This window comes from Nocardiopsis sp. NPDC057823, from assembly GCF_042797335.1.
Classification (GTDB): Bacteria; Actinomycetota; Actinomycetes; order Streptosporangiales; family Streptosporangiaceae; genus Nocardiopsis; species Nocardiopsis changdeensis.
Map to the genome: position 1 here is coordinate 77,970 of NZ_JBHVLR010000017.1, position 20,837 is coordinate 98,806.

Here is a 20,837-nt window from a genome sequence, read left to right on the forward strand (position 1 = left end):
GACCCCACTCCGCGGGCGGGTCGAAGGGGAGGGGATCGGGCGTGCCGCTGGATCCCAACATGTCCGACTCCAGCCGCAAGGCCATCCAGGTCCTGACCGGCATCGAGGTGCCCACCGCCGACCCTCCGGCGATGCGCGCGGCGGCCGAGATCTACGACGGCCTCTGGTCGAGGCTCTCCCAGGACCTCAAAGATCTGATGAACACCGTGCGCGGCCGTGTTCGCCGGAACTTCGGCGGCCGGGCGTCGGATTACTACGACCGGTCCATCAACCAGTTCACCCAGGGCGAGAACGACTACCTGGGGTCGGCGGCGGAGATCTCCCGGACCCTGTCCGTGGAGCTGCGCAAGGGCGCGGCCAACGCGGAGTACATGTCCGCGATGGTGATGGTGCAGTTCGCCCAGCTCCTCGTGGAGATCGCCTGGGCGATCGCCATGGCCAAGTTCACCTTCGGCGCGACGCTGAAGTACATCCCCATCTTCAAGATGATCCGCAGCCTGGCCATGCAGCGGGTCCTGGCCTGGTTCCTCCTCACCGTGCCCGGCCACCAGATCATCAGCCAGCTCTTCGCGAGCATGGACAGCGTCATCCAGCGCATCCAGATCGCCAACGGCACCCGCGACACCTGGGACCACGACCTCACCAAGGGGGCCCACGTCGGCGCGGTGATGGAGGGACTGGTCTCGGCCGGGCTGTCCGGGCTGGTCGGCGCCGTGTTCGACAGGCAGATCGTCAACCTGATCAACAACCGGATCGACGTGCTGGGGGGCCTGCCCGACCCCGTGCCCGTGCCGCCGGTGGGCAGGGGCGTGCCCGAACCCCTGCCCACGCCCCCGCCCCTGCGCGACATCGACGACGTGGCGCCGCCGCCCGCGGGTTCCGGACGGCCCGACCCCGTGCCGTCGGCGCAGCCGGACCCCCCGCCGCCGCGGCCGGACGTCCCCCCGACCGGTCCGGACGCCGACGTCCCGCCCCCTCCCCCGGGCGGGGGGCGCCCCGACCCCGACCCGGTCCCCCGGCCCGACCCGTCGCCGACGCCGCGCCCCGATCCGGCGCCGGTCGGCGGCCCGGTCCCCGTTCCCGGGGCCGGGACCTCCGGGCGCGGGCTCAACCGCGACCTCGCCGACGTGTTCTCCCGGCACCGGGACGAGATGGCGGTGCCGTTCGGCTCCAACGCCCCGCCCGGGGCGACCGCCTGGAACAACGCCGCCAACCGGGCCCGGTTCCGCGAGGACATGGCGGGGGTGTTCGAGCGCAACTTCGGCGCCTCGCTGGGGGCCGACCAGGCGCGCCGCCTGGGCTCCGACTACGCGGACACGCTGGTGCGCACCTGGAACACCCCGGACGCTGGGGCGCAGCTATCGCGCACCCTGGGCGACCACCTGCCGCCGCCGGTGCGCGAGCACCTGTCACGGCTGCCCCAGGACATGCTCGACCCGGTGTACCAGCACTTCCGGAGCAAGGGGATGTGGTTCACCCAGCTCGGGGTCGGCGCGGGCTCGGGGGCCGCCGAGGGCTACCTGGGCGAGGGCCTGGGCAACGCCGCCATGGGCGAGGGCTTCAAGGCGTCGGTGTACTCCGCCACGTCCGGCGCGAGCATGAACACCGTCCAGCAGGTGTCGACCGACTCGGCGCTGGCCGGCATCGACGCCCTGAGCGGCTCCCCGGCCCCGGACACGCAGACGGTGCCGCCGCCCGGGGAGGACACCCGCCCCGGCCCGGAGCCGGTCGCCGACCCGACGCGGAACCGGGTGCCGACGCAGACCGCCGACGGCGCGGGCTCCGACCAACCGCCGGGGCCCGGATCCGGTTCGGGGCGCGGCGGGACGGACATCGTCGTGGACCTCGGCCGCGGCGACCGGAACGACGACCCGGACTCCGACGGCGGCACGCCCGTCCGGAGTGAGGACGGCGCGCGCACGGACGACGAGGACGGCCGCGTCCGGCCGCCCCGGCCCCAGGACGGGCCGGTCGCGCCGCCCGAGACCGGCGGTCCCGCGCGTGCGCTGGAGCAGCCGCCGTCCCCGGAGCGCTCCGGGGACGGCGCCCCGGAGGCGTCGCAGGACACCCGGGGCCACCAGGAGCGCCCGCCCGCGCCGGGCCGGGGCGGGGAGGCCGATGGGGCTCCCGCACCGTCCCCGGACGGCCCGCCCGCCCCGGTCGGGATCGACGGCCGGGAGGAGTTCGGGGATGCCCCGGAGTACCCTTCGGACCCTCTCGGGTACGACGTCCGCACGCCCGGTTCCGGCGAGGGCGAGGGCCGGGAGTCCGCGCCGCCTCCCGGAACGGACGGCGCCGTGCGCACCGACCGGCCGGGCCAGGAGCAGGCCGGGGGTCCGGCCGCCGCCCCGCCGCCCGTGGTGGCGGGGGGCGACCGCGGCGCGCCCCAGCCCGGCCAGCAGCAGGGCGGTACGGGCGGCCAGGGCGGCGACACCCGCACGCAGCGCACCGGGGACGGGGCGCGCGCGAACGGGGAGGGGCACGGCCCGGCCCCGGTCGACCCGAACACCCCCGTGCCGACGGAATCCGGCCCGTCGGCCCCCCACGGGCAGGACTCCAGCACGCCCGGTTGGGGCGAGGGCGAGGGCCGGGAGTCCGCGCCGCCTCCCCCCGGGACGGAGGGCGGCGGGCGCTTCGAGGTGCCGCCGACCTCCACCGGGGAGCCGTCGACCGGCGAGGCTCCCCCGCCGCCCGTCGAGGGCACCGAGTCCCGCGAGGCCGCCGCGGAGGAGGCACCCGCGCCGCCGCGGACCGAGGACGAAGACCCTCGGGACCCGCGTCCGCACGAGGACGGGCGGCCGGAGGAGGCGCCCGAGCCGCCGAAGGCCGAGGACGAGGACCCACGGGACCCGCGGCCGCGCGAGGATGCGCTGTCGGACGACGCGCGCGACACCACCGCGGACGGTGGGGCCCCGGAGCGCGGACCGGACGGCCCGGCCGTGCCGGACACCCCTCCCCCGGCGTACTCGTTCGAGGACCAGCTCAACCCGGGCGGCCGTCCCGGCGAAGCGGCGGCGCCCCCGGTCCCGGAGGCCCCGGTCGCGGAGCGCGACGCCCCGGAGTCCGACGACGACGCCGTGAGCGAGGCCGACGGCGTTTTCAGCGACGACGCGGAGTCGGTGGCCACCGACGCGACCAGCCCGTCCGACGACACCGAACGGGACGAGGCGCCGCCCGCCTACGAGGACGAGCGGTCGTCCCCGCCCGCGTACCCGTACAGCGACCTCGTCGGCGCCCCCGGGACCAAGGACGCCAAGGCGCCGGTGGCCCCGTCGTCGTTCGCCGGGGACCTCGAGTGGCTGCTGGGGCCGGTCCCCCTCCTGGCCCCGCCGCCGACCACGGTCCAGGTCTTCACCGCCGAGATCCCGCTGGTCCGGCTCGACAAGAGCGGCCGACCGATCCCGCCCGGGGCGGAGCCCGAGGGCGGCTCCGGCGGTGTGGAGCGCACGCCCGAGGACCGCTCCGTCCCCTCCGAGGAGACCCCCGAGGAGCCGACGCCGACCGTCGCCGGCGGGGAGCCCCCCGCCGCGCCGCCGCGGGACGAGGCCGGTGTGCCCGTGACCGGGTCCGGCGATCCCGTCGGCACGGACGGCCGCACCCTCCCCGGTTCCGGGGACGACGCCCCGCCGCACACCGTCGACCGCGACGCCGAACGCGACCGCGCCTTCGACGACCTCTACGACGACGACACGTCCGCGCCCCCGCCGCCCGGGGGCGACCGCACCACGCGGGACGACCGCGCCCGCGACGGGTCCGACGACGAGGTTCCCGCACCGCTCCCGCACACCGCCGAGGGCGACCGCACCGCGGACACCTCCGAGGACGCCCCGCCGTCCCCGCCGCCGGGGGACGGCGACCGGACGCCCGAGCGCACCGCGTCCCCCGTCGACCTGGACTACCTCGTCGCCACCCGCTTCATCGACCTCGACGGCGTGCACGTCGAGGCCGATCTCGTGCGCACGGCGATCTCCGACTCCGTGGACGCCCAGGGCTTCCTCGTCCCCCCGGACGTGCGCAAGGAGGCCCTGGACCACTTCGAGAAGGAGATGCGGAGCCGCTCCGGCGCCACCGCGTTCTTCGGCCGCGACGGGGTCTCCCACACCGTGCGGCGCGGCTCCGACCGGTGGCACTTCCAGGTGCGGCTGCGCGGCGACGGCGGGGACGGGACCGACGGGTACCACCGCGCGACCGTCGCGGACGACGGCGAGGTGCGGACGGCGACCATGCGCACCGACGGGGCCTCCCACGAGGGCAAGGCCGGCGGGTCCTCCTCGCAGGGGACCAAGAAGGGCCTCAGCGCCAAGTTCAACGTGAACCCGCTCTTCCTGTCCGCCACCCCCGACGGGTGGGCCTTCGGCCCCGTCCTGTCCGCGGGCGGCAGCGCCGGCCTGGGGCTGCGGACGATGACGTTCGGCGGCTCCGAGAAGGGCTCCACCGCCCTGGAGGTGAAGGGCAAGGGCGCCCCGGAGGTCTACACGTCCGACCTGCGCGTCCTCGTGGACGTCGCCGCTCCCCCGGGCGGCGTCCGCACGCCCGGCCCGCCCCCCGGCACCGACGGGGGCGCCCCGCCGCCGGACCGCGGCCCGGCCGTGGTGCCCCGCGGCGTCGCCCTCGTCGTCCCCGGCGAGGTCAGGCCCCGGCCCGAGGGGGCCCCGACCGTCATGCGCTTCCGGCCGCGGCCGGACGGGGAGACCACGGGCGGCCCCGGCGCGCCGCCCCGCAGGCCGCGCCTGGAGCACGGCGGACTGCCGGTCAGCGTGTCCTCCGTCGTCCCCACCGGGCCTCGCCCCAAGGGCGGCAGGGCCTACACCGACCTGGGCACCTGGCTGGCCGACAGGCTGCTGCCGCCGCGCACCGACTCCGAGGGCAAGCCCGCCACGGGGAAGCGGGCCGACGCCGAGCGCGCCTGGCGCGAGGAGTTCGCCGGGAAGCTCGACAACGACTCGATCCGGCAGTACTTCCCCGCCATGGACCAGGGCCCGGTCCGGCTCACGGCGGTGCTGCCCGACGGGACCGAGCGGGTCGTGCACATCTCGTCCCCGGCCGCGGACTACCGGGCCAAGGGGCACACCCCGCGCGTGGACGAGTTCGTCCGCCACGACGGCACCGAGCAGACGCGCTCCGACACGCAGGGGCGCGCGTCCAAGGCGGGCTTCACCGTGGGGGGCGGCTTCGGCGTCGAGATGCGCCTGCCCGGGGGCCGGGTGCGCCTGGACGCCCCGGTCGGAGAGTACGGCTACACCAGGACGTGGTCCTCGGAGACGCAGAACTCCTCCAAGACCGGCCTGCGCGACACCTTCGCCATGGCGACCTCGGACACCGACGACTTCGCCGCCTACGCGGTCGACCGCGACCTGGTGGTGCAGGTGGACGGCGAGACCGAGCGGCACACGTTCACCGGCGAGACCGTCGAACTCCTCTCCGTGCGCGACGCCCGGACCCTGGACGCCGCCGCGCGGGGCCTGCCCGACCCGCACGCAGCGCCCCGGCCGGACACCCGGCCGCCCTTCGACCACCTGCGCGGGGACCGGATCACCCGGTTCGACGGGACCCGCCTGGGCGGCTTCTCCTGGCCGCGGACGCCGGGCACCGAGAACGGGGGCGCGACGGAGGGGGGCACCGCCCCGGATGGGCGCCCCGACCAGGTCACCGAGCACCTCATCCGGCAGATCCTGACGGGGCTGGCCGAGAAGCTCCCCGGCATCGTGGTCCCGGAGCTGTCCCGGACGCACACCGACTACGCGCGCAGGCCGGGCCGGGAGAGGGCCCCGTACTTCTCCCGCTCCCCGCGCGAGCACTGGGGCCTGCGCCGCAACCGCAGGGTGGCGCGGCAGAACACCGAGAAGGTCGAGCGGATGCTGCGGGAGGAGTTCCTCAACAACAACGGCGAGGCGCTGGCCTCCCGCGACGGCCTGGCCATCCACCTCGACGAGAAGGCGGTCATCGACCTCGGGAGGACCTTCACCGGCAGGGAGTTCCACCGCCCCGGGCTGGTCACCGTCCGGGTGAAGGCCGAGTTCGGCGCGCTCACCCACCAGGAATCCAAGGACGGCAGGACCGGCATCCACGTCGGCGGCGCCGCCAAGCAGGAGTCGGGCCGGGGCAAGGGCGCCTCGCACTCCGGGACCCTGACGGCGGGCCCGGGCCTGGCCCGCGGCAACCCCGAGGACGCCCGCGGCATGGCCAAGACCATGGGCAGCGGGAGCGTGGCCGCGACCATCGCGCGGGCCTGGAGCAAGGACCGCTCCCACGGCTCGGAGCACAAGTCCGACCAGCTCCTGCTCTTCCCCGAGGGCTCCGACGACTGGAGCGGCGACGTCCGCTTCACCGCGCGCCTGCACGAGTACGACGCCTCGGAGCAGGTCACGGGCAGGGACGAGAGCGTGCCGCTGCTGAGCGCGCCGATCGACGCGCGGTACTCCCTGACCACGCCCAAGATGCTCTCCGAGCCGGTGACCGCCCCGCCGCGGGCGACGGACGGCGAGGTCGAGACCCTGACCGCGGACGAGGCGCGCGCCCTGGTCCAGGGCGCCCTGGCACCGCCCCCGCCGCCCGCCCCCGCCGCGCCGACCGAGTCCGGCGGGGTTGGCCGGACGGAGGGCGGCGACCGCACCGACGGGGACCGGGGCGACGGCACCGACGAAGGACGTGGGGGCCGCGACGCCGACCGGACCGGGGACCACCGCGACGGGGACCGCGGGGACGACACCCGCGACCCCGGCCGGGAGGGCCGTGAGCAGGCCGCGCGGGAGGACGCCCGCCGGGCGCGGGCCCTGGTCGACGACGGCGTGCTGGAACGCGTCAACAACGACCTGGGGGGCACCCGCGGCGACCTCGGCGGGCGGGCCCGCGGCCTGCTGTCCGCCCCCGTGTCGCCCCTCCAGTTCGCGGCCGGCCGCAAACTCCTGCACTTCCTGGACACCCGCGGGGGCCGGTCGTTCTTCGAGCGCCTGTTCTCCCCGACCGGCATGGCCGGGGACCCCGCCACCTTCTCCCCCGGCGGCCAGCGCGACGCCATGGACATGACCGGCGGCCTGTTCTCGCCCAACGACGGGCGCGCCGACCTCGTCACCAGGGCCGACCCCGACCAGGTGACCCGGATGCAGCTCACCCGGATGCAGCCGGTCCTGCACGCCGAGACCTCGGTGAACGCCGGGGCCTCGCACAACGTCACCACCAGCGGCAGCGCCCGGATCGGCGCCAACGCGGGCGGCTCGACCAACCCGGACAAGGCCCACGCCGACGGCCCCGACGACCTCACCCCGGCGGCCGCCCGCGGCCCCATCCCCCTCACCGGGCTCTCCGACACCTGGAACTTCTTCCGGTCGGGCCGGACCACCGGGGAGGCCGGCACCTTCACCTCGTCGCTGACCATCGTTCCGAAGGCCGCACTGGGCTACGCCTTCCAGGTCGGCGGCACGGTCACCCAGGCGGTCCAACTCATGAAGGGCTGGGGCCTGGCCGTCCCGGGCCTGTGGTCGACGCACTACCGGGGCTGGAAGGCGTCGCTCTCCGACCTGGCGTCCGGCTACATCTCCGCGCGCGACGCGCGCCGGGCCGGGGTCATCGTGGACCGCCTGCGGGAGAACGCGGACGGGACGCTGGAGGAGGGCGCCCAGCCCGAGCCCGACGACGCCGGGAACGTCAGGATCCGCGAGGGGTTCGAGCACACCGGGCAGCGGATCCGCCCGGGCGACCCCACCGCGGCGCTGGAGTCCCTGGCCCGCGAGCTCGACAGGCGGGGGTACGAGCTCACCGGCCGCAGCAGGAAGCGGCTGTTCGACAGGCTGACCACGCAGCTGGGCAAGTCCTCGGGCACGAACGTCCCGGTCGCCGTCAAGGTGCGGCCCAAGGGCGCCCCGTTCGGCCACGCGTCGTCCTCGGGCGTGGTGCGGGTCAACCTGCGCACGACCGCGCCCGAGGTGGAGTACCTGGGCTCGGCCGACGAGATGGTGGAGTCGCACACCTGGAAGTCCGAGGAGGTCCGGAGCCGTTCACGCGGCGGCGGCAACTCCGTGGGCGCCGACCACACGCACCTGATCCCCGCACCCTTCGAGGGCCAGGACCGGGGGCCGGACGACCAGCCCGACCACCGGCCCCTGTTCCTGACCCCCGCCGGGGGCGCGGGCCACACGACCTCGCAGGACCGGACCCACTCCGACACGGTGGAGCGGACCCGCACGGTGCAGCTGGAGACCTCCGGCCCCTACGCCAAGGTCGCCCAGCAGGGCACGCTCGAGCTGAGCATCGAGTTCGACAGGCCGACCGACGTCGGCAGGGGCAGGGTGCACGTCCCCTTCACCGACAGGGAGGTCGTCGGCTTCGACGTCGACGGCGACGCGGGCCGGATCCGGACCCTGTACCCCGCCTCCTACCTGGACTTCTCCGGGACGGACGCCCCGCGGACGGAGACCGGCTCCGGCGGCGGCCCCCGGATCGGGGGCGGGCCGGCCGACGACCGCCCCGACCTGGCGGACGCGATGCGGGACCGGCTGGCCCGGCAGTACACCGCGGGCGGGGCCGCCGGCCTCGGCGACGGCATCGTCATGCCGACGGCCGTCGGCGGCCACGGGGCCGACGTCCGCGACACGGCGATCGTCACCATCGCCCGCTCCCTGGGCTGGACGCCCGGCCCCGGGGACGCGGCCGGCGCGGCGGACCGGGTCTACTCGGCGCAGGAGATCGACTCCGCCCGCGACTTCCTCGCCGACGAGCTGGACCTGGACCCCCGGTACACGCCCATCGACAGCGTCCTGGAGTCCATCGCCCTGAAGTCCCTGTTCTCCGAGGCGCTCGGGGCGGACGAGGGCGTGCCCCTGATGAGGATCGGCTCCCTGGACTGGCGGCTGGGCGTGGCCCCCGACCTGCGCGGGGCCCGGGTCCTGGACGTGCTCCCCGACTCGCGGCTGAACTGGAGCGACACCGAGGAGCACGCCTCCGAGGACGGGCTCTCCCACAGCGCTGGGGCGACCGCCGAGGGCGGGTTCCGGCCGACCGGCATCAACACCGGGCACCCGGACTTCAAGGACCACGCCGCCGTGATGACCGGGGCGCCCAACGTGTCGGCCACGAGCCCGGTCGGCGCCTCCTCCGACGGGGGCGGTCCCAGGACGGACACGCCCCCGACCGCCCAGAACGAGAAGCGGGGCCCGGTCTACCTCATCGAGTTCGACACCACCTGGCTGCTGGGGGCGCGCTCCGAGAGCGGCCTGCCGTTCCTGAAGGACTCCCACCACCAGCACATCGGCCGGGTCAGCGGCAAGGTGAGCGCCTGGGTGTCCCAGGAGGACGCGATCCGGCTCGGCGTCGTCACCGAGGCGCACGCGGGCGACCTGGCCGCCCGGGCGGAGGAGACCCGCCGGGCCGCCCAGGCCATGGGCCGCGAGGAGCTGTCCTACGACGAGGCCCGGGGCGGGCTCACCGACCCGGTCACCGCCTACCGGGAGGCGCACGCCGCCTACCATGCCGAGCGCACCGCCGACGGGACGGAGGCGTCCCCCGCGGCGGCCGACCGGCTGGCCCGGGCCCGGAGCGCCTACCTCGCCCAGGAGGCGGAGGTGGAGAGGGCGAAGGAGTCCTACGAGGAGAGCGCCCGGTCCTGGGCCGAGTCGGTGGCCGCCTCCCGCCGGGCGTACGACGCGCCGGAGGCGCTCTTCGAGTCCCGGGTCGCGCAGGACCGCACGACGGCGGACGCGCTGAACGAGCGCGGCGACCGGGCCCGGGAGCGGGTCGGGCAGGCCGAGGACGGCGCCGGGCAGGCGGAGCGCACCCTCGACACGCGTGTACCGCGCGGGGACCGCCTGCTCGACGCCGACGGCATCGACGCCCGCCTGCGGAACGTGCTGGACCTGCGCACGGCCGTCGAGGGGCTCTCCTCCGACACCGGCGCCCCCCGGGACGCGGCGGCGGAGACCGCCCGGCGCGACGCCCTGCTGGACCAAGTGGACACCCTCCTCTCCCAGGCCCGCGACCTGCGCGCGCACCTGGCGGACGCCGCCGACCGGACCCGGGCGGAGATCGGGGGCGTCCTGGACCTGGTCGACTCCTCCCGGACCGGGGCCGAGCGGGCGCTCGGCGACCTCGCCGAGCTGCGGGCCGAGCGGGACCGGGCGGCGGCCGAGCACGACCGCCTGGTGGAGGACGCGCGCCTCCGGACCCCCGCCCCGGCCCCCGAGGGGGCGCCCGCACCGGAGGCCCCCGCGCCCGCCGCGCGGCTGGAGGACTCCGGGCGGACCCTGGAGGCGCTCGACCGCGAGCTGCGCGACCGGACCGCGGCCGCCGACGCGCTGAAACCCCGCCTGGACGGCCTGCTGGCCCGCACCGACACCCTGGCCCGCACCGAACTGTTCCGCCTCCAGGAGCAGCAGCGCTTCCACGCGGAACTGGAGGGGATCCTCACCGGCCTGGGCGAGAGGCTGGTCGACACGGCCGCGGCCGGGGTCGAACGGGACACCGCCCCGCCGGGCACCCGGCTGGGCCGGCCGGAGCACGGGACCGCGGTGGACGAGGCGGCCGGCCTGCTGGACGGGCACGCGAACGCCCACACCCCGCTGCCGCCGCGCGGGGACGGCTTCACGACGCCCGAGCAGGTGGCGGACCTGGAGCGGCGGATCGAGGGGTTCGCCCGGGATCTAGAGGAGTTCTCCGCGCTCCCCGAGCGCGGCACGGCCGACGTCGAGGCCATGGAGCGGCGGCGGCAGGAGCTGATCGCCGAAACGGACCGGCTCACCGCTCCGGTGACCGGGCGCGAGGCCGAGGTCGGCACCCGCCTGGACTCCGGCCGCGCCGCGGCGGAGGGCGCGGCCGAACGGCTGGGCCCCGTCCGCGCGGCGGTGGACGACGCGGACGCCCGGCTCGGGGACATGGACACCCGGATCGAGGGGATCGCCGGGCGGTCCGACGCGCTCTTCCCCGGCGCCCCGGAGCGGGCCGCCCTGACCGCTGCCCGGGACGCCGTCGCACGCCTGCGGAACCTCAGGGACGGCCTGGCCGACCGCCTGGACGGCCCCGAGTCCCGCCACCGGACCCTCACCGAGACCGAGATCCCCGTCCTCGAAAGGGAGGAGACCGCCCTGCGCGGCCTGCGGGGCGACCTGGAGGGGCTGCGCGCACGGCTGGACGGCGCCGAGGTCCCGGGCCCGGTGACGCGCGGGGACGACGGCTCCGACGACGGCGGCGCTCCCCCGCCCGGGGACGGCCGCCGTGAGGGGGGCGGATCGACGCGGCGGCCGGACCCCGAGGGGGACCGCTCGGACGGGCACCGCGGCCCGCCGCCGTCCGACGACCGCGACGGCGGCCGGGAGGACGGGCGGGAGGACGGGCGGGACACCGGCACGGGCCGGGCCCCGGAGACCTCGTCCCGGGACACAGAGGCAGACGGCACGTCCGACACCCGGTCCACACCCTCGGACGACAACGCCTCGACGGTGCCGGACGCCGACGGTGCGTCCGGCCCGCGCTCCGACGACTCCTCCCCTGAGGGGACCGGCGTCCCCGACCGCACCGCCGACGACCGCGGGCTGCCGCCCGCCTACGACGGCCCGGCCCTGGACGCCCAGGAGTCCCAGGACACCCAGGACACGGACGGCGTACGCGAGGAGCCCCTGCCCGCCTACGACGACGAGGAGTCCCCTCCCCCCTACCCCTACACCGAGCTACTGGAGGCCCTGAACGCCAAGGGCCCCAAGGGCCTGCCCGACCCGCTCGGCCCGAAGTCGCCGTACGGCGACCACTCCCCCCTGCCCGTGCCCGGCTCCACCGATGTCCGGGTGTTCGCCCTCCTGGACCACGCCCTGGACACCCTGGGGCCGGACGGGCGCTCCCGCACCGGTGAGACGGGCGAGGACTCGGGGACGACGCACCGCGTCCCCGCGGAGACCGGCGAGGGCTCCGGGTCGCGCCGCGCCCCCGGGGAGGACCACTCGCCCGACGACGACCCCGGCGCCCCGGACGACGACGGCTCCGGGACCGGGACCACCGATGACGGGGACGGCGGGGACCCCGCGCCGTACACGCTGGACGGCTCGCTCGCCGTGGACCGCGACGGCGAGGCCCACGACCTCGACTACCTCATCGGATCGCGCATGGTCGGGCCCGGCCGACTGCGCACCGACGGCGTCCCCGACGCGGTCGAGCGGTCCCTGCGCGGCATGCGCCCGCGCATGCCCCGGGCCCGGCGTGAGGAGGTGCTGGCCGAGGTCGACCGCATCGCGCGCGAGGAGGGCATGGACCCGTTCTTCACCGGGACCGGCCCGGAGATCACCGTCGGCCCCGCCGGGGACCGGTGGACGGTACACGTCAGGCTGTCCTCCGACCGGCCCGGCGGCGGCGTCCCGCCCGCCTACCGGCACGTGCCCATCCGCGACGGCGAGGGCACCGACGCCGCGATCATCGGCGGCCAGGAGCGCACCCGCACGGTCTCCTCCGGCGACACCCTCACGCGCGGCGCCCGCCGGGGCGTCAGCGTCAAGTTCACCGCCAACCCGCTGTACTTCGGCCCGACGTTCCTGGGCGACCCGATCGGCCCCAGCCTCACCGTGGGCGCCAGTGGCGGCACCCGGCTGCGCGGCGGAGCGAGCGGCGGCTCCTCGAAGTCCACCGCCGTGCAGGCGATGGACAACAGCGGGCCGGCCGAGGTCTACGCCACCGACCTGCGCGTGGACCTGGACGCCACCCCGCCCGCCGGGCCGACGGCCCGGGCTCCCCGCCCCGCGGTGGTGCGCGACGGCCTGGCCCTGATCCTGTCCGGCAAGGCCGAGAAGCGCCCCGAGGGCGCCCCCGAGCACATCAGCATCCCCCGGCCGCCCGCCGGGGAGGGCGCTGATGGCGCCTCCTCCGGCTCCGAGGGGCCCGCGCCCCGCCGCAACCCCCGCACCCTGCACGGCGGCCTGCCCGTCAAGGTCGAGCGGATCGTCCCCCACGGCGGAGAGGACGGGGCCGCCCCCGCCCACACCGACCTCGGCACCTGGCTCGCGGACCGCCTCGCGCCGGACGGCGCCGAGGGCGCCACCGGCAAGGGCACCCGGGGGTCCCGGGGCAGGGCCGCGCGCGACCTGCACAAAGCGATCCGGACCGTCCTCGACAACGACTCCCTCCAGGAGTACCTGCCCCACCTGGACCGGGGGCCGATCACCTTCAAGCTCTTCGGGCAGGACGGCTCGTCCCGGATGGTGCGCCTGGCGTCCTCCGCCACCGAGTACCGCGCCTTCGGGCACGCCCCGCACCTGGGCGAGCTCACCCGCCACGACGGCTCCGAGCACACCGTCACCTCCTCCGGCAGCCGCAGCAGGAGCTTCGGGTTCAGCTTCGGCGGCGGCGTGAACATCGAGCTGTCGCTGCCCGGCGGCGGCATGACCCGCATCGACGTGCCCACCCTGGAGTACGTCTACTCGCGCACCCTGGACTCCGAGGGGCACTCCTCCTCCCGGACCGGCTCCCGCCGCACCATCGCCCGCGACATCGCCGACACCGAGGACTTCCTCGCCTACCGCGTCGAACGCGACATCTTCGTGCGGATCGAGGGGGAGCAGAGCCCGCACGCCTTCACCGGCGAGACGGTCGAGATCCTCTCCCGCCGCGACGCGGAGGCCCTCCACGACGCCGCCGGGGGCGGGCCGCGCGGGCGCGACCACGGCGAGTCCCCCCGGCCGCCCATGGCCCACCTGCGCGGGGACACCGTCACCGACCTCAGCGGCACGACCCTGCTCGGCTTCGACCCGCCAGAGCGGGCCCCCGGCACGGAGGGCGGGGACGGCGCCCCGGCGGCCCGGGACGAGGCGGACGGCACGGACGGCACCGCGGACGACGGCTCCACGGTGTACGAGCGCCTCCAGCGGCAGGTGCTGGAGTCCGTCGCCCGCGAGCACCCCGGCATGGTCATCCCGGACATGGCCCGCAACCGCCGCGACTACGCGCGGCGCCCCGGCAACGAGCGGGCCCCGCGCGGCGAGCGCACCTGGCGCGAGAGGTACGGTACGCGCCGCAACTACGACGTGGCGCGCGAGAACACCCTGCGCGTCCTGGACGCCCTCACCCCCGACGCGCTGCACGGCCGCACCGGCGAGCTGACGTCGGACCCGGGCCTGATGATCCACCTCGCCGAGAACGCCGTCGTCGACCCGGCGCTGACGGTCAAGGGCAAGGAGGTGGTGCGCCCGGACAGCGTCACCGTGCACGTCCACGCGGAGTTCGGGGCGCTGTCCTTCGACGGGCGCACGCCCACCGAGACCGGCGTGCGGCTGGGCGGCAACGCCAGGAGCGGCGACTCGCGCGGCAAGGGCTCCTCGCACACGGTCAACCTGACGGCGGGAGCGGGCCTGCTGCGCTCCCGGGAGGCCGACGCCCGCGGCATGGGCCGCCGAATGGGCGGGGTGAGCGGCACCCTGAGCGGCTCCCGCGCCCACTCCTCGGACACCTCGCGCGCCGTCACCCACGCGGCCGACGAGACCGTCTTCTTCCCCGGCGGCTCCGACGTCTGGCGGGGACCCGTCGCGTTCACGGCGCGCATGAGCGACTACGAGGGCTCCGACCAGGCCCGCGGCACCGACCAGGGCACGGACCTGTTCGCCGGGCCGATCCGCGCGGAGTACACGGTGATCACGCCCCGGGTCCTCACCGAGACGGCGTCCCCGCCTCCCCGGGAGGGCGGCGAGGACCACCGGGACCTCACCGAGGCCCAGGCGCGCGCCCTGATCGAGGGCCCCTTCTCGGCGCGGACAGCCGCGACGGACGGCGACGCTTCCCGACGCGGCACGGACGGGGCCGCGACGGACCGCGACGGGGACCGGTCGGCCGGCGACGGGGCCGAGGGGTCCGGGCGGACCCCGCGGGAGACCGCCGAGCAGGCGCGCGAGCGCCGCCGCGCCGAGGACCTCGTCCGGGTCGGCGGCTCCGTCGAGAGGGTCGGCATCGGCTCCGCGAGCCGCACCTTCGAGCTGTTCTCCGGCTTCCGGCGCGGCCTGTTCCAGGGCTTCGAGCGCAAACTGCGCACCTACCTCAACACCACCGGCGGGCGCACCCACTTCCAGGAGCTGCTCTCCCCCACCGGCATGGCCGACGACCCCTCCACCACGGCCCCGACCGGGCGGCGCTCGCGCCCGGAGATGAGCGGCGGCGTCCTGTCGCCCCGCGACCTGCGCGTCACCACGGCGACCCGGGTGGAGCCCGACCGGGTCGCGGAGTTCCAGCAGGTCGAGATGCAGACGATCGCCCACGGCGAGACCAGCGTGGAGATCGGCGCCTCCGACACCGTCACCAAGAGCGGCACCTTCCGCGTGGGCGCCACAGGCGGCGGGACGGGCAACCGGATCGTCGACGAGGCCGGCCAGAAGGACCCGGACACGGCCGTTCCGCCCAGGGACGCCACCCGGCCGATCCCCGTGGGCGGGCTCAACAACGCCTGGAACTTCTTCCGGTCCGTGGACGGCACCTCCGCCAAGGCGTCCTTCACCGCCTCCACGACCATCGTCCCCAAGGCCGCCCTGGGCTACGCGTACCGGCTGGCGGGCCGGGCGACCCAGGCCGTGGCGCTGCTGCACGAACGGGGCCCGGGGCTCGCCAAGGAGTACTTCCGCGGGTGGACGGCCCGCTTCCAGGACCTGATGTCGGGCTACATCCCGGCCCGGGACGCCCAGGAGGCGGGCATCGTCCTGGACCGGGTCACCGAGAACGGGGACGGCACCCTCTCCCTGTCCCCCCAGGACGACCCGGCCGACATCACCGACGTCCGGGTCCGGCCCGGTTTCGAGGACTCCGGCCGGCGCATCCGCCCCGCCGACCCCACCGCGGCGCTGGAGAGCCTGGTCGGGGACCTGCGCCGCCAGAAGTACGAGCTCACCGACGGAAGCCGCGAGCGGCTGCTGGAGGCGCTCACCACCCGGCTGGGCACCACGTCCGGCACGAGCGAGCCGGTGTCGGTGCGCGTGCGCAGGATCTCCGGCGACGGCCCCAACCACGGCGGGTCCGCCCAGGACGCCCGGGTGCACCTGGACCTGCGCACCCGGGAGCGCAAGGTCGAGTACCTGGCCTCCAGCGACGCGATCATCGAGTCCCACACCTGGACGGCCGCCACCGGGAGCAGCCACTCCCGCGGAACCGGCGACACGGTCGGCGGCGAACTCGTCCCGCTCCAGCCCACCCGCTTCGACGGGGACGCGAACCCGCCCGGGCAGGAGCCGGGCAGCCGGCCGCTGTTCACCTCGCCGGCCGTCTCGGGCGGCGCCTCCGCCTCCGACACGCGCACCCGCGGGAGCTCCGACGAGGTCACCCACACCGTGCAGCTGGAGATCTCCGGCCCCTACGCCAAGGTCGAGCAGGACAGCGAGCTGGTGCTGCGCCTGAGCGGACCCGACGACCTGGAGGCCACGGGCCGGGGGGAGTCCGGGCGCATCCACACCTACTACCCCGCCTCCTACCTGGACTTCTCGCCCCGGTCCACGGAGTCCTCGGGCGGCTCCGGCCGGCGGAGCGGCCTGCGCGACACGGTGTCCCGGGCCCGCGGCCGGGACCTGGGACAGGCCCTGGCCGACCGCTCCGGGGCCGAGTTCACCGGCGGACGCGCGACCCGCCTGCCCGACGACCTCGTCATGATGCCGACCGCCGTGCAGGACGGCGGGCGCGACGTCCGCGACACCGCCGCCGTCGTGGTCGCGCGGTCCCTGGGCTGGAAGCCCGGGGACGGCGACCGGGACGCCGGCGGGAACCTCACCCCCGCCGGGCTGCGCCACGCCCGTGAGCACGTCGCCGACGCCCTGCACCTGGACCGCCGCCACTCCCCCCTCGACAGCGGGCTGGAGTCCGTCGCCCTCAAGGCGCTGTTCTCCCGCACCGCCGGCCACGGGGACGGCGTCGCCCTCATGGACCTGGGCTCGACCCGGTGGAGCCTGACCGCCCTGCCCGACCTGTCCGGGGCCCGGATCCTGGACGTGGTGGCCGGGGCCCGCCTGAGCACCACGAGCAGCGGCAAGAGCGGGACGTCCGACTCCTCCGAGCACGACTCGGGGACGGCGCTGGACCCCTCGTTCCGCCCCGCCGGCCTGACCACCGACAAGGACGTCTACGACAAGCACACCGGCGTCCTGGCGGGGGCGCTCAACACCCAGCTGGGAGCCACGTCGACGACCGCCGCCGACGGGCGCGGGATCGCCACGGCGGGCCCGCCGACCGCCGAGGTCCAGCGCCTGGGCCCCGCCTACCTCGTCGAGCTCGACACCACCTGGATCGTCGGCGCCTCCTCGGGCAAGGACTCCTACACGGGGCTGACCCGGGACACCGTGAGCGTGTGGGTCTCCCAGGACGACGCCGTGCGGCTGGGCATCGTCACCCCCGAGCGGGCCGCCGAACTCGCCGCGGGGGCCGAGCGCGTCCACGGCGCCGCCGAGACCATGGGCGACGACGAGGGCTCCTACGGCCGCGAGCGCGGCCGCCTGGAGGAGCCCGTCCGCGACTACCTGCGCGCCCACGAGGTCCACCGGCGGACGGAGGAGGAGCGGGCCGTCCGGCCGCCGCGCGAGCCCCGGGACGGGTCCTCGCAGACCTCAGAGTGGGCGGCGGAACGCCTCCAGGAGGCCCGGGACGCCTACCGCGCCCAGGAGGACAGGTACCGGCAGAGCCTGCGCCGGTACGAGGCGAGCACCCGCGCCTGGGTGGACGCCCTCAACGCCGCGCGCCGGGACATGGGCCCGTCCGCGTCGGCCGCGCCCGCGCCGGGTGCCGTCCCGGCGGCTCCGGGGCTGTCCGGGACCACCCTGCGCGAGACCCTGGACACCGAACTCGACCCCCGGGCCGGGGCCCCGCAGGACCCCGCGGCCGACCTGCGCGGGAAGACCGAGGCGATCGGCGACACCGTCACCGACCTGCGGCAGCGCGAGCAGCGGGCCCGTGCGGACGTGGAACGCGCCGCGTCCCTGGTCAGGAGCGCGGACGACCTGCTGGCTGCCCTCCCGGTCCCGACGGGTACCGCCGACCCCGCCCCGGCCGCCGTGACGGACCTGCGCAACGGGATCGACGCCTTCGAGCGCGACCGCGCCGCGCTGACGGGGGAGGAGTCCTCCGCCGACATCGACGCGCTCGACGCCCGGCGGGACGCCCTGCTGGCGGAGGCGCGCGCCCTCCTCGACCGGGCCGAGGAACACCGCGACCGGGCACGGGAGCAGGCCCGCGCCACCCGGGCGGCACAGGACAGGATCGCGCGCCGGTTGAGCCGCGGCCGGGCCCTGGCGGAGTCCGTCGGCGACCGCGTGGGCCGGATGCGCACCGAGACCCTGAACACGCAGGCGCGGCACCGGCCCCTGACCCGGGAGGACGCGGCGGGCGACGACGTCCGCCGCCTGGGCGGCGACCTGGACACCCTGTACGACCAGGAGAGGGAGCTGGCCGCGCGCAACCGCGCGGTCCGCACGGAGATCGACCGGGTCCTCGGCGACACGGACGCGGCGGCCCGCCGGAACCTGCCCCGGTTCGAGGAGCGCGCGCGGGTCCAGCAGGACCTGGCCGCCGACCTCGCCCGCCTGGGCGGGCCGCTGGTGGCCGACGTGATCGGCGACGTGCGCACCGAGGGCGACCAGGGCCGGCGGGCCTTCGATCAGGCCGCGGCCGCCCTGGACCGGGCGGACGGGGTGCTGGACGCCCGCGGCGCCGACGCCGCGCGGGTGCCCCCGCCCGCCCCCGACCTCACCACCCGCGCGCAGGTCGACGACCTGACCCGGCGGATCACGGCCTTCGAGGCCGAGCTGTCCGCCTTCGCCGGCCGGCCCGAACGCGGCGGGGCCGAGGTCCAGCGGATGCGGGACCGGCTCGACGCCCTCATCGAGGAGACCGGGCGGCTCGACCGGCCCGTGGCGGAGCGGGGCCGGACGGTCTCGGCCGAGCGCCGGGCCACCGAGGCTGCGGTCACCCGGGTGAACGAGGGGACCCGCGACGTCCGGTCCCTGGTGGACCGGTCCGGGGGGCACCTGGCGGACCTGCGCGCGCGGACCGACCGGATCGCCGGGGAGCACGCCCCCTTCCTCGACGCGCGCCCGGACCTGCGCACCGCCCTGGACGGGGTACGGACGACCCTGGACACCCTGCTGACCGACCGGACCGGCCTGGAGACGCGCCTGGGAGACCTGGACACCCGGGTCCGCGACCTCACGGACACCGAACTCCCCCGCCTGCGCGGACTGGAGACCGGCCTCCGCGGACTGCACAACGACCTGGACGCCCTGAACACCCGCCTCCAGGACCTGGACGTCCCCGAGGCGACACCGGACACGGGCGACGACTCCGATGATTCGGACGACTCGGACGCCTCCGGCGACGAGGGCGCTCCTCCGGCGCCCGGCACCGGTCACGGCGGCGGGCCCGCCCCGGCGGGCCGGGACGGCCGCCACGGGCCGCCGACCCCGGGAGGGAGCGCCCCGGAGGGGCCGCGCCGCCGCGGGGAGGGCGGTCCCGCCGACGCCTCGGACTCCGGCCGCGGCCTGCCGCCCGCCTACGACGGATCGCCCCGGGACGCCGACGGCGTGCGCGAGGAGCCCCTGCCCGCCTACGGCGACGAGGAGTCCCCGCCCCACTACCCCTACTCCGAGCTGCTCGACCGCCTGCGCGACGGGAAGGAGAAGACCTCCGCCACGGAGACCGGCGGCGCGGAGGACGCCCTGTTCCGGCTCTTCGACGCCGAGCTCAACCCGGGCGCCGCCAAGGCGGCCGCCCTCCCCGCACCGGGAGCGGGCGACCTGTCCTGGCTGTTCGACGCCACGGCCGCGGTGCCGCCCCTGCTGCGTCCCGACGTCCCGGTGTTCGTCGTCGGGGCCCCCGAGTACACGGCGCCGGCCGAGGGGCCGGGGGTCCTGGGCTCCGACGGCATCCGCCGGTTCCCCGGCGAGGCGGGCCTCCTGGACTACGGCGACCTCCTCCACGACCCCGACTTCAACCCCAACACCCACGACGCGCTCCCGCCCCGCACCCGCCGGTACGTGCACGCCTACACCGCCGACGGCTGGATCGGCGAGTTCTCCCGACTCCAGCCCCTGGACGAGGACACCGTCCAGGCCGAACTCGACCGCCGCCGCGAACAGAGCCGCTCCCATCCCGGCTGGCAGTTGTACGAGGCCAACAACGGCCGGTGGCCCGCCCTGCACACCCTGCCCCACCTCCTCAACAGCGGCAGGCTCACCCCCGAACAGGAGGCGGCCGTCCGGAGCGTCCTCGACGCCCGCCACCCCGAGGCCGCCCTGGAGAACCTCTACCGCGACGCCGGACCCGCCGGCCGGATCGCCGAAACACTCCCCGACAAGAGGGGGCGGGGCATGTACCCCGACGCGCAGGACGTCCTCGACATCATCGAGCGCCTGGACCACGCCACCGACGCACCCCTACCCGAAGGCGTCGAAGCGGTGCGCGGCGTGTACGGCTTCGACCACCTGGCCCCCGGGGGCACCGCCGACCCCTCCACCCTCATCGGCCGCACCTTCACCGACCCCGGGTTCATGTCCGCGTCCCTGGGCCCCCGCCCCAGCGCCGCCGGAGGCTCCCCCACCGACCTCATCCGCCTCACCCTCCCGCCCGGCACCCGGGGCCTGTGGGTCGGCGACCGCAGCCTCCACCCCCACGAACGCGAGATCATCCTCGCCCGCGGCACCGCCTACCGCATCACCTCCTACGAACCCTGGGGCCGCGGCTACGTCCTGTACGCCGAAGTGGTCCCGGACAGCGGAGAGGAGGAGTGAACACCGGCCCCGGCGAGACCGACGCCACTCCCCGGAGCGATGCGCAGCCGTTAGGGTGTGTTGCGCGCCCGGCGCGGCCCCCGACACGGCGGAGCCCCGGCGCCGACCGCGCCCTTCCTCCCCTTCCGC

1 protein-coding gene is annotated in these 20,837 nt (G+C 76.6%); it reads left to right on the forward strand.

What is annotated here, in order from left to right:
- Nucleotides 1–59: 59 nt before the first annotated feature.
- Nucleotides 60–20,708: an ADP-ribosyltransferase gene (locus tag ACFVNO_RS23980; RefSeq protein WP_378895857.1), complete on the forward strand. Its 20,649-nt coding sequence runs from the start codon at nucleotides 60–62 to the stop codon at nucleotides 20,706–20,708.
- The last annotated feature ends 129 nt before the right edge of the window (nucleotides 20,709–20,837 follow it).